The sequence below is a fragment of the Ignavibacteriales bacterium genome, from assembly GCA_026390815.1.
In the GTDB taxonomy this organism is placed as follows: Bacteria; Bacteroidota; Ignavibacteria; order Ignavibacteriales; family SURF-24; genus JAPLFH01.
Genome location: JAPLFH010000010.1, coordinates 12,065 through 25,065, shown reverse-complemented (window position 1 = coordinate 25,065; position 13,001 = coordinate 12,065). Strand labels below are relative to the sequence as shown.

The window sequence follows — 13,001 nt, the reverse complement described above, 5'->3', positions numbered from 1 at the left end:
TTTGAAAGATAAAATAAGAAACATTGCTATTGTAGCTCACGTTGATCACGGTAAGACTACGCTTGTTGATCATATGCTAAGACAAACCGGGGTTTTTAGGGAAAATCAGGTTGTTGAAAAAAGAATTATGGATTCAAATCCTCTTGAAAAAGAAAGAGGAATTACAATCCTGGCAAAAAACACAAGCATCCGATATAAAGATTTTAAAATTAATATTGTTGATACACCCGGACATGCTGATTTTGGCGGTGAAGTAGAACGAACACTTAGAATGGTTGATGGTGTTTTGCTGCTTGTTGATGCTTCGGAAGGACCATTGCCACAGACAAAGTTTGTTCTAAAGAAATCGCTCGAGCTTGGTTTAAAACCAATTGTGGTTATTAACAAAATTGATCGTAAAGATGCTCGCCCTAATGAAGTACTTGATGAAGTTTTCGAATTATTTGTACATCTTGGGGCTACGGATGATCAACTTGATTTTCCATTCGTTTATGCAATTTCAAAACAAGGAAAAGCACAATTAAATTTAGAAGATGAAGGAGTAAATCTTGACCCGCTTTTTGAGTTAATAATTACTGCAGTACCTGAACCAAAAGTACATCCTGGTGAGCCATTCAGAATGCTGATCAGTGCAATAGATTATAATGATTATCTTGGAAGAATTGGAATTGGTTTAGTCCATGCAGGTTCGCTAAAAATTGGAGATAATGTTATCCTGATCAATAAAGAACTTCATCAGGAGAAAGGGAAAATTGCTAAGCTATATACTTTTGATAATTTAAAACGAACAGAAGTTGAAGAAGTTTTTGCAGGAGATATTGCCGCTGTAGCTGGATTTGAAGATGTGAACATTGGTGAAACTTTAGCTGATCCGGAAAATCCTGTCGCCATTCCTTTTGTTGATATTGATGAACCAACCATCACAATGAATTTTATGGTCAACAATTCTCCGTTTTGTGGTATGGAAGGAAAATATGTAACTACAAGAAATATTTTTGATCGGTTAAGCAGGGAATTAAGATCTAATGTAAGTTTGCGCGTTGAAATTACAGATTCACCTGATATATTTAAAGTAAGCGGTAGAGGTGAACTTCACCTTGCAATTTTAATTGAAAACATGCGGCGGGAAAGTTATGAGCTACAGGTTAGTCGTCCGCAGGTTATATTAAAAAAGATTGCTGATGTTACAGCAGAACCAATAGAACATGTCATTATCGATGTACCAGAAGAATTTGTTGGCGTTGTAATAGAAAAGCTTGGTAAAAGAAAAGGTGAGCTTAAAACAATGATGCCATCTGGTCATAATACTCGATTGGAATTTTTAATACCGATGCGCGGTTTGATTGGTTACCGGAATGAATTTATGACTGACACAAAAGGCAGTGGTGCTATCCATTCAATTTTTCATGGATATGAACCATACAAAGGTGATATAACACAACGTCAACGCGGTGCAATAATTTCTCAGGAGGAAGGAGTATCTTCTGCTTATGCTATCTGGAAAATACAGGAAAGAGCGGTTTTCTTTATCGAACCAGGTACAAAAGTCTATGAAGGTATGGTGATTGGTGAAAACTCACGGAATAATGATATGCGGGTAAACGTTACAAAGACAAAACAATTATCTAATATGCGTTCATCGGGAGCTGATGAAGCAATAAGATTGGAACCACCCAGATTATTAACTTTGGAGCAAGCGATTGAATGGATTACAGATGATGAGTATGTAGAAGTTACACCAGGCGCAATTCGTATAAGGAAAAAGTTTTTAACTGATTTGGATAAGAAGAATGCACGAATAGCTCAGAAAAAAATAGATGATAAGAATGAAGAGCAAAAAGATTGATGTCTTAGTAATTCTAAAAATCGATTTCTAAAAATTAAAAATTAAGGAAAGAAGAATGTCGAATAAAGCCATTGAAGGAATACAGCCAGAATTACTCTGGGAAAGATTTTATGAAATAAGTCAAATACCTCGTCCATCGAAAAAAGAAGGTAAGGTAATTGAATATTTGAAAGATGTTGCCAATGAATTGAATTTACCTTTTAAGGAAGATGCTGTTGGAAATATTGTAATTTCGCTCCCAGCATCAAAGGGATTGGAAAATTCCAGAGTAGTTGTTTTACAAGGTCATGTTGATATGGTTTGCGAAAAAAACAAAAACACTAAATTCGATTTTGACAATGATCCTATCAAATTTGTTAGAGAAGGTGACTGGCTTAAAGCTGATGGAACAACGCTTGGAAGCGATAATGGAATTGGAGTTGCCGCAGGTTTAGCGATTTTAACAGATGAAAATTTTAGCCATGGTCCGATTGAATGTTTATTTACAGTTGATGAAGAAACAGGATTAACAGGAGCAAACAATTTACAACCTGGATTTATAACCGGTAAAACATTACTGAACTTAGATACAGAAGAAGACGGAGCATTTTACATCGGTTGTGCCGGTGGTGTTGATACTCAAGGTTCTTTCGAAATTCAATATACTGAATTGTCTCCGGGTTATTTAGCTTATAACCTGTCAGTAACAGGATTAAAAGGTGGTCACTCAGGAAGCGAAATTCATCTTGGTAAAGGAAATGCAATAAAAATTCTTGGAAGAACTTTAAAGCAAATTGAAGAAAATGATTTTCATATGGCTCTTATTGAAGGTGGCAGTAAAAGAAATGCAATTCCACGCGAAGCTGAAGCATTAATCTTTGTTAAAAATTCAGAAATAGAAAAACTCGAATCAGTGGTAAAGGAATTTGAATCATTAGCCCAGATTGAATTTAACACCACCGAACCTGGCTTAAAAATAAATTTGGTGAAACAGGAAAAAGCATCTTCCAAAGTATTTACGAAAGATTTGCAAAATAAATTGATTGATGTAATTCTCGGTTTACCTCATGGCGTTGTTAATATGAGTCCGGATATACCTGATCTTGTTGAAACTTCTACAAATCTTGCAACCGTAACAATCAATGATGGAATTATTGTTATCGGAACAAGTCAACGCAGTTCTGTGGAAAGTGCAAAATATTATATTCAGCATAGTGTAGAATCAGTCTTTAATCTCGCTGTGGCAAAAGTCCTTTCAGGTGATGGCTACCAGGGTTGGAAACCAAATCTTGATTCTGAAATTCTTAAAATATCTAAAGACGTTTTTAAGAAATTATTTGGAGAAGAACCAGCATTAAAAGCTGTTCATGCTGGCTTGGAGTGTGGAATTTTGGGTGATAAATATCCCGGATTGGATATGATATCTTTCGGTCCAACAATCGAAGGCGCACATTCACCGGATGAAAAAGTAAAAATCTCTACCGTGGAAAAATTTTATAACCTGCTTAAAGTTTTATTAGAAGAACTTGCAAAACAAAAGAATTAAATTTAATTTAAGTCCGCATACATATTGTTGTGTGCGGATTTATTTTTAAACAAAAAAAACACACCAATGAAAAAGCAACTTAAACTCAATGAAGTTCCTCAGATCGAATCAATCCAGGATATGATTCTTCAAAATTCAAGGAAATATAAAAGTAAACTTGCTTTAGAAGATCTTAATCCAACACCAATCCCAAAAGTAACCTACGAAGAATTGCTGGATAATATTCTTCGCTTTGGTACAGCTTTGAAAAATCTGGGTATAAAAGAGCGAACACATATTTCTTTGATTGGTGAGAATCGTGTTCAATGGTCAATATCCTTTCTTACATTAATGTGCTATGGTCATGTAGTTGTTCCGATTGATAAAAATCTTAACCAAAATGAAATCCTGAATATCATTCATGAATCAGACTCGGAAGCCATAATTTTTTCAGATTCGTTTGCTTCATTGATGTCTGAAAAAAAATCATCATTAAAAAATCTTAAACATTTTATTTCAATGGATTCTGTTTCATCGGATGATAGTTTCATTTCAATGAAAAAAATAATTGATGATGTTAAGATCAAAGAAATAATTGATTTTCCTAAAATTGATCCGAATGCCTTAGCAGAAATTATATTTACATCAGGATCGTTGGGTAGAGCAAAGGGAGTTATGCTAAGCCAGAAAAATCTTGCTTCCAATTTGATAGATATGGTTAGCATGCTTTTTATGTATCCTGAAGATAGATTCTTATCAGTTCTTCCAATTCATCATACATATGAATGTACTTGCGGGATGCTTTGCCCGTTATATTGTGGAAGTTCTGTGCATTATGCTCGTTCACTAAAAACTGTGGTTGATGATTTGACAAAAGTTAAAGCAACGATGTTATTAGGTGTTCCATTGTTGTTTGATAAAATGTTCAAGAAAATTTACAAAGGAATAAAAGAGAATAAAGTTAAATCGATTATCGTACCTCCGATGATAAAAGTTTCAAATATCTTAGAATTGATTGGGTGGAAAAATTCTAAGAAGAAAATATTTGCTGAACTTCATCATAAGTTTGGTGGATCAATAAGAATTTTTATTGCTGGTGGAGCAGCTCCTGATCCATTAGTTGCAAAAGGATTAAGAGAATTTGGATTTGGATTTTTACAAGGATATGGTCTAACAGAAACTTCACCTATTCTTGCATTAAACCAAAAAGATAATTTTAAGGATGATGCAGCAGGAATTCCTTTGCCGAGTGTAGAACTTAAAATTATGAATCCCGGCACAGAAGGACATGGTGAAGTTTGGGTCAAAGGTCCAAATGTTATGTTGGGATATTATAAAAATGAAAAACTTACAAACGATGCATTTGAAAATGGATGGTTCAAAACAGGTGATGTTGGATTTATTGATGAAGATGGTTTCTTGCACATCAGCGGAAGGAAGAAAAATGTAATCATTTCTAAAAGCGGAAAGAATGTTTTCCCTGAAGAGATTGAAGATATTTTAAATAGAAGTCCATTCGTACTGGAGTCGCTGGTTTATGGTGAAGAAGATGCTAAACAAACAGAAATTATTGCAGTGCATATTGTTGTTGATGCGGAAGCGTTTATCGAACTTTCTGAAACAAAGAATGTTAAAATTACTCCTGAATTGATAAATGAAGTTATTGCTGAGGAAGTTGAAAAAGTAAATAAGCAGCTTTCAAGTTATAAGCATATAAAAAAGTTTTACATCCGCGATACAGAATTTGAAAAAACAACTACCCAAAAGATTAAAAGATATTTGGTGAAAAAATAAAAATATTTTAATTTAATCCCGATCGAATGATCGGGATTAACAAAATAAAATTATACTCTTTTACCAAGTTCTCTATCAAGAAAGAACAATCCGTTTTGGCTGCTGCCTACCATTTTTGTTTTTTCCAGTATCATTTTGGCAACAGAAACTTCCTCCACTTGTTCATTAACGAACCAAATTAAAAAGCTATTAGTTGCATGATCTTTTTCAATCACCGCAATGTCAGCTAAATCATTAATGCTTTTTGTAATTTTCAATTCGTGATCAAGAACCTGCTGAAAAACTTCAAGTTGATTTCCAAGTTTAGTTGGAGGAGCATCAATTTTAAATAATTCCGCTTTTTTACCAACTTGCTGGATATAATTAAAAAATTTCATAGCGTGCGCCATTTCTTCATTAGCCTGCAACTTTAACCATTTAGCTGTTCCTGGATAATTTTTACTTTCAAAATGTGCAGCCATTGCAAGATACAAATACCACGAGTAAAGTTCTGCGTTCATCTGTTTATTTAATGCACCTGTCATTTTATCACTGATCATTGAAGTATCTCCTTTTAATGTGAATTAGGTATAGGTTTAGTAAATAACTTACTCGCTGTGTGAATTAGGTAGCAAACTGTTGAAACGGTTGATAATTCCTATGTGGTTTCAGTAACCCACGACTTAGGTCATGGGCTAATAAGAAAAAAATACTTATTGCGAACTGTTTTATCAGTTTTCTTAAACGATATTTTTAATTCACACAACGCGTTAAATAACTTATTAGAAAATATTCATTTTCAGCAACACTTACAACAAGGCAGGATGAATAGAGAAGTTTCTAATTCATAAATTCATTTACAATTTTATTAAGCTGTTCAAATTCTATAAGAAAGGCATCATGACCATAAACGGATTTGATTTCGGAATAATTTGCATTAGGAATGTTATCAGCAATTTCTTTTTGCTCATGCACGGGATAAAGAACATCTGAAGAAATTCCAACATTAAGAGTTTTTGCTTTTATACTCCTCAGCACTTCAGTAATTTTTCCGCGGTTGTAGCTTAAATCATGTAAATCCATTGCATGTGTAATATAAAGGTAAGTATTTGCATCAAAACGCTTAACTAATTTTTCGCCTTGATAGTCCAGGTAACTCTGAACTTCAAATTTATTTTTAACATCAAAATAATTAGTATCAGTTTTTCTAAATCTTTCAAACTTTGCTTGAAAAGAAATATCACTTCTGTAAGAAATCATTGCAATCATACGCGCAAGTTCTAATCCTTTAAATGGCTGCTCAGAATAATTTCCATCTAACCAAGAAGGATCGTTCGTAATTGCTTTTCTTGCTATTTCATTCAATCCAATAGCCCAGGGGGAATGTTTAACTGCTGTTGCAATTGGAATAATTGATTCGACCATTTCCGGGAACATCACAGCCCATTCAAGAACCTGCATACCACCAAGTGAACCTCCGGAAATAGTTTTTAATTTGTTTACACCTAATTCTTTAAGAAGTTGCCGTTGGACTTTTACCATATCTCTAACAGTAACTAATGGAAAATCCATTCCATATTTTTTTCCTGTGAGAGGATTTAAGGAAGCTGGTCCGGATGATCCGTAACAGCTTCCAATAAAGTTTGGACAAACGACAAAATATTTATCAGTATTAAAAGCTTTTCCGCTGCCAATAACTCCATCCCACCAACCCGTTTTGCCTAAAAACATTTCACTGTATTTTCTTAGGAATTTGAATTCATTATGTGGGTCATCTTCGATGTAATTTTGTATTCCTGCCGCGTGTGAATTACCTGTAAGAGCGTGGCAAATTAAAATAGCATTAGTTCCATCATCATTTAATTTGCCATAAGTCTGATATGCCACATCGATATGATTTAACTTCTTTCCACATTCAAATTCAAACTTTTCTTTTTCTGAATAAAGTTTAATGAATTTTGTGTGAACCGGTAAAGTGTTATGAATGTTCTCTTTTTTCATTTTATGTTCAATAGATTAATTTACAGATGCTTTCAATGCAATATCAAAATCTTCAATTATATCATCGATGTGTTCCAAACCAACAGATACACGTATCATATCGGGTGTAACACCGGATTCTTTTTGTTCCTTCTCAGAGAGTTGTTGATGGGTTGTAGAAGCCGGATGTATAACTAATGTTTTAGCGTCTCCAACATTAGCTAATAGACTGGAAAGTTGAACATTATTTACGAAGGATTTACCAGCATCAGTTCCGCCTTTAATTCCAAAAGTAAGCATCGATCCAAATAATCCATTTCTTAAATATTTTTTTGCTGACTCATAATTTGGGTTATCTTCCAAACCAGGATAATTGACCCAGGTAATTCTTTTATCTTTAGAAAGCCATTTAGCTAATTGCATTGCATTTGAAGAATGTCTCTCAATCCGCAAAGATATTGTTTCTACACCTTGAAGTAAAAGAAAAGCATTAAACGGACTTAAGCATGGACCCAAATCCCGCAAACCTTCTACCCTTGCCCTGATAATGAATGCTATATTTCCAAATGGACCAGTGGACCCAAATACATCCCAGAATTTTAATCCATGATATCCGGGGCTTGGTTCGGTAAAAACAGGGAAGTTTCCATTTCCCCAATCAAATTTTCCTGAATCTACTATAATGCCACCGATTGAAGTCCCGTGACCACCAATCCACTTTGTAGCGGAAGAAACAATAATATCAGCACCATGATCAATTGGTCTTGCAAGATAACCAGCAGCACCAAAAGTATTATCAACAATTAAAGGAATTCCATGTTTATGGGCAATTTCACCAATAGTTTTTATATCAGGAACATTCAATTTAGGATTACCGATTGTTTCTATGTAAAGAGCTTTTGTTTTTTTGTCAATCAGCTTTTCGAAATCAGCAGGGGAATCTCCATCAACAAATTTCACATCAATTCCAAGTCGTGGAAAAGTAACTTTAAATTGATTATAAGTTCCGCCGTAAAGTAAGCTTGTAGAAACAATATTTTCGCCGGCTTGCGCAATATTAGTAATTGCAAGAAGCTGTGCAGCTTGTCCGGATGCTGTTGCAAGTCCTGCGGCGCCGCCTTCCAACGCTGCAATCCTTTTTTCGAAAACATCTGTTGTGGGATTCATAATCCTTGTATAGATATTCCCAAATTTCTGCAAACCAAATAAATCTGCAGCGTGCTGGGCATCGTCAAAATTATAAGAAGTTGTTTGATAAATTGGAACCGCACGAGCTTTAGTTGTTGGATCCGGTTGTTGTCCAGCGTGCAATTGTAAAGTCTCGAATTTATAGTTCCTTGTATTTGTACTCATTGTAGTCCCTTTCTTGTTTTGTATAATGAATTTAAATTATTTTTAGAATATTTAAAAACCTTCAAACATTTTTCCATTTTCTTTATGTTAAGGAAATGTATGTATTAAACTTATATGAAAGAAAGGTTGAGGCAAAAAAAAACCTCTTCAGAAAAAGATTTTGAAGAGGTAATATATAAATATTACTTTCTCATCTTTCCCAAAGCTAAATTGCTCGGGCAGGAATTAGCACCTGACTTCCGAAATCGGAACGGTTGCTAAGGTTTCTACGGGCCTGTTCCCTCTACCTTTCTTGATAAGCGTATTTATTTAAAAGAACAATAAATGAAAAAGCCCTTCTTTTTGGGAAGGGCTTCTATCAAAATTCATAATTGATTTATGATAAATCCCTTTTGGAATTATGCTTGCACATAATCATCATAGCCCAATGGAGTATAATATTTGATTTTACTGTTTTCATCTTTCTTCTACAAAGATAATTTCAAAAAGCTCGCTTGTCAAGTATTTTAAAAATATTTTTATAGAAAGTAAACTTTTCGTAAATGAAACAGCCAGAACAATGTATCTACTTAGTCGTCAAATGTAATGAATAAAAGTTCGTTAAAGAGATTTACATACTTACATTTAAAGTGGTTTAAAAGCATTTGCTGGATTGTTTTTATATTAACTTCATTTTATTATTTTTGAGCTATGAATAACTCAATTTCTGAAAATAAAAACTACTTCTTAAAAATCTTTGTCCTGATTCATTTAATAGTTGCCTTAACAAAGATACAAACCGCTTCCTTTTCTCCAATTAATTATTATGAACATCCAGTACAAACTCAAGTTGAACTTTTAGTATCTGAAGGGCAACCGGCGGTTCAAAGTTTTTACAGCGCATTTTCTTCACCAAATAATATTGTAAATGCTACCTTTCCTAAAATAGATTATTCAACTCTGTACAAATATGCTCTCTGCTATTACGATAATTATTTACTCGATCATTATAAATCAATAGAAAACAATTACATTCCTTACAAGCGATCATTCAGCATTCTTCAAAGGAAGAACTCCTGTTATCAATCAAACGACGAAGACCCGCTCCTTTTTAGCTATTTTGGTTAGTTAATCCAAAGCAATTCCCGTTGCCAGCAAACAATGTAATTATGTTTGCTAAATCACTATTACAATCAACAAATGTAATTAGACAGCGGGAACTCTGATTTAATCAAAACAAACTTAAAACAAGAGGCCGTCTTATGTTGTTTAAAAATGTTGTAACAAAAATCAAAAGATATCATCAGCACTTAAATGGAAGCACAATTGAATTTGGAATATCCCAGTATCAAAGTATACTTACAGAAATAAATAAACTAAAATCAGAATGTGAAAAGAAAAGTGATGACCAGCTTAAAAATCTATCACAAAAATTACGGATGGATGCACTGGCAAATGCAAATCTTGACGATCTGTTAGTTGACGCTTTCGCGTTAGTGCGGGAAGCCATCAAGCGAACAATAAAATTAAATCCTTTTGATGTACAAATTATTGGTGGAATTGTGATGCATCAAGGTAAACTGGCAGAGATGCAAACTGGTGAAGGAAAAACTTTAACCGCCATTTTTCCTGCATACCTAAACGCTTTAACTGGTAAAGGTTTGCATATACTTACTTTCAATGATTACTTGGCACGCCGCGATGCTGAATGGATGAAACCGGTTTACAATTATTTAGGTTTGAGCGTTGGATTTGTACAGGAAGGAATGAGCATAATTGACCGACAGAAAGCATACAATGCTGATATCACATATCTGACAGCTAAAGAAGCAGGGTTTGATTTTCTGCGTGACAGCATTTGTTATTCACAAAAGAATATCGTCCACAGAAGTTTTAACTATGCAATAGTTGATGAAGCTGATTCAATTATGATTGATGAAGCCAGGGTTCCATTAATCATTGCAGGCTCTTCCGATGAAATTACAGATAATAATTATGCGATAGCGCAGTTAGCAAAACAACTTGTAGAACTGAGAGACTTTGAGTTTGATGAGTTCTCTCGAAACATTCATCTAACCGAAAGCGGGATGAAGCGGGTTGAAAGTAAATTGAGTTGCATAAATATATTTGATGAAGATAATATTGGATTATTAACCAGTCTAAATTGTGCACTACACGCCGAATACTTATTGCATCGTGATGTGGATTATATTATAAGAAATGGCAAAGTGGAATTAGTGGATGAGTTCACCGGACGAATTGCCGATAAGCGCCGCTGGCCTGATGGACTTCAGGAAGCGATTGAAGTAAAAGAAAATTTAGCGATACAATCCAAAGGGAAGATATTAAACTCCATTTCGTTACAGCATTTTTTACAGCTTTATCCTAAGTTATGCGGTATGACTGCAACTGCTGAGATTGCTGAAAGAGAATTCAGAGAGTTTTATAACTTGGATATTGTTGTGATACCGCAAAACAAACCATGCTTACGAATAGATCGGGACGATATAATTTTCAAAAGTAAAAAAGAAAAATACCAGGCGATAATAGAGGAAATAATAAATGTAAGCAGAACGAGACGCCCGATACTTGTTGGAACAAGAAGCGTATATGAATCAGCTACTTTGGCAAAAGCTTTAATTGTGCAAGGGATTAGCTGTGAAGTGCTTAACGCAAAGCGGGCTGAATTTGAGGCAATGGTAATTTCAAAAGCGGGGAAGTTGGGTGCAATTACAATTTCTACAAATATGGCCGGAAGAGGAACTGATATTTGTTTGGGTGCTGGTGATGCTGATGAAAAGAAGCAAGTACTAGAACTGGGCGGACTTTATGTTATTGGTACGGACAGATATGAAAGTCGGCGGGTTGATAATCAACTGCGCGGTAGAGCAGGGCGGCAGGGAGATCCCGGTGAATCTCGCTTCTTTATAAGTCTTGAAGACGACCTGTTTATTAAGTACCGGTTAAAGGATCTGATTCCTCCCGGACTTCGTGAAGATAAATCAATGGAAGCGATTGATAATCCAATTGTTAAGAATGAAGTTAATCGTGTGCAAAGGATAATTGAAGGACAGAACCTGGAGATAAAAAAAACCTTGTACAAATATTCTTTTCTTATTGAACAGCAAAGAAAGATAATTTCAAAACGACGGGACGAGATTCTTCCCAGTGATATCGCGCTGGAGTTTTACAAAACCAACTTGCAGGAAAAATATAAACTTGTTTTAGAAAAAGCAGGAATTGCGAAACTGCTTGGTATCTGTAAACATATCTCATTGTTTTATATTGATCAGCATTGGTGCAACTACCTGGCAGAAATAGCGGATATACGGGACAGCATTCATTTCAGGCGGCTGGGAGGACAGGAACCTATATTTGAGTTTCACAAACTATCGGTTGAGATATTTGCCAACCTGTTAGATAATATTGAAGCTGATATGCAGAAATCATTTAACCAGATTGATGTTGAGAATGATAATTTCGATTTAATTTTTGACGGATTGAAAAGTCCTTCTTCTACATGGACTTATTTGATAAACGACAATACATTTGAAGAAATGCTGGGAGTACAATTGATTGGCAATGTGGGCATGCAAGTGTGGGCAGGTTTATTTGCTCCAATAGCATTTTTAATTCCGTTGATGAGGAAGATGAGCAGGAAGGCAAAAAGCAAAAAGTTAAAAGGAAGTAACCACAACAAAGGAAGTAGGCAAAAATAACAGCGATAATTTTGTAAAAGATATAGAAGAAGCTATTGCCATTGCATAGGAAAATCCTGAATTTGAGTTTGGGACTAATACAAGAATTGAAGTTCGTCCGATCAAAGTAAAGGAAGAAAGCACTGGTTTTGTTTATCCTAAAAAAGATTGAATAGTTAATTAGGCAAAATCTATTTTAAGGATATTTCGCGTTCAGATAACTAATGGTAATTCATCATAAATCATAATTATTTAGGAAAGGAAAAATGGCAAGCATCTTTAGTGATAAATCCTTACAACCAAATGACCAAATGTTGTTAGAAGTTTTAGGCAAATCAAAAAAATATTGGGATGAGATAAAACAATCACTTAACGATAAATATGGCGAGTTGACGGAAGAATGGAAATTTTATGGACAAAAAATTGGATGGACATTAAAGTTGTTAAAGAAGAAAAGAAACTTATTCTTTTTTACTCCCTATGATAAATATTTTAAAATATCTTTTGTCTTTGGTGAAAAAGCTGTTGCTGTAATCGAAAAGAGTGATTTACCAGAAAATTTAATTAGTGAATTGGTAAATGCCAGGAAATATGTTGAAGGAAGAGGACTGGCTATTGAAGTTAAAACACAAAAAGAGGTACAGATAATCCAAAAGTTAGTAGCAATTAAAATAGACAATTAGAGAAAAATAAAAGGATGAATTTAAACTAGCTGCCCAGTATCATCATTCCTTTCAAAACCACAAGTTCATTTATTGTGAATATAGTTTTATAATTATTCCGTTTCTCAAAATACTTATTGATTATTTTTATTTAATAAAACTTAGAGTTTGCTCACACAATAATTTTTAATTAATTTGACCAACAA

At 34.3% G+C, this 13,001-nt stretch carries 9 protein-coding genes and 1 riboswitch; of the genes, 6 read left to right on the top strand and 3 right to left on the bottom strand.

Annotated features, from left to right (window positions below; all coding sequences use genetic code 11):
* The first annotated feature begins 1 nt into the window (after window position 1).
* The 3 genes from typA (at window position 2) to NTX22_04290 (ending at window position 5,144) form a co-directional block, all read left to right on the top strand.
* The gene (typA, locus tag NTX22_04300; GenBank protein MCX6149730.1) at window positions 2–1,846 is read left to right on the top strand and encodes a translational GTPase TypA; all 1,845 of its coding nucleotides are present in this window, start codon (window positions 2–4) and stop codon (window positions 1,844–1,846) included.
* A 55-nt stretch (window positions 1,847–1,901) separates the two neighbouring features.
* Window positions 1,902–3,371, top strand: coding sequence for an aminoacyl-histidine dipeptidase (locus NTX22_04295; GenBank protein MCX6149729.1), 1,470 nt, complete (start codon window positions 1,902–1,904; stop codon window positions 3,369–3,371).
* A gap of 66 nt (window positions 3,372–3,437) precedes the next feature.
* On the top strand, window positions 3,438–5,144 hold the full coding sequence (locus NTX22_04290; GenBank protein ID MCX6149728.1) for an AMP-binding protein: 1,707 nt from the start codon (window positions 3,438–3,440) through the stop codon (window positions 5,142–5,144).
* A 50-nt stretch (window positions 5,145–5,194) separates the two neighbouring features.
* Here NTX22_04290 and NTX22_04285 read toward each other — a convergent pair whose 3' ends face one another.
* The 3 genes from NTX22_04285 to NTX22_04275 all read right to left on the bottom strand — a co-directional run bounded on the left by NTX22_04285 (window position 5,195) and on the right by NTX22_04275 (window position 8,456).
* The gene (locus NTX22_04285) at window positions 5,195–5,683 is read right to left on the bottom strand and encodes a ferritin (protein ID MCX6149727.1); all 489 of its coding nucleotides are present in this window, start codon (window positions 5,681–5,683) and stop codon (window positions 5,195–5,197) included.
* A gap of 280 nt (window positions 5,684–5,963) precedes the next feature.
* Complete coding sequence (gene metX, locus NTX22_04280) at window positions 5,964–7,124, bottom strand: homoserine O-acetyltransferase (GenBank protein ID MCX6149726.1); 1,161 nt, start codon at window positions 7,122–7,124, stop codon at window positions 5,964–5,966.
* 15 nt (window positions 7,125–7,139) lie between these two features.
* Complete coding sequence (locus NTX22_04275) at window positions 7,140–8,456, bottom strand: O-acetylhomoserine aminocarboxypropyltransferase/cysteine synthase (GenBank protein ID MCX6149725.1); 1,317 nt, start codon at window positions 8,454–8,456, stop codon at window positions 7,140–7,142.
* A gap of 187 nt (window positions 8,457–8,643) precedes the next feature.
* A riboswitch (SAM riboswitch) is annotated at window positions 8,644–8,758 on the bottom strand.
* Between the two features lie 388 nt (window positions 8,759–9,146).
* Here NTX22_04275 and NTX22_04270 point away from each other — a divergent pair.
* The 3 genes from NTX22_04270 (at window position 9,147) to NTX22_04260 (ending at window position 12,816) form a co-directional block, all read left to right on the top strand.
* Window positions 9,147–9,563: a hypothetical protein gene (locus NTX22_04270; protein MCX6149724.1), complete on the top strand. Its 417-nt coding sequence runs from the start codon at window positions 9,147–9,149 to the stop codon at window positions 9,561–9,563.
* Between the two features lie 134 nt (window positions 9,564–9,697).
* A complete protein-coding gene (gene secA2, locus NTX22_04265) occupies window positions 9,698–12,154 on the top strand; it encodes an accessory Sec system translocase SecA2 (GenBank protein MCX6149723.1) in 2,457 nt (818 codons plus the stop codon).
* A gap of 245 nt (window positions 12,155–12,399) precedes the next feature.
* Entirely contained in the window at window positions 12,400–12,816 is a 417-nt protein-coding gene (locus NTX22_04260) for a DUF3788 family protein (protein ID MCX6149722.1), read from the top strand.
* The last annotated feature ends 185 nt before the right edge of the window (window positions 12,817–13,001 follow it).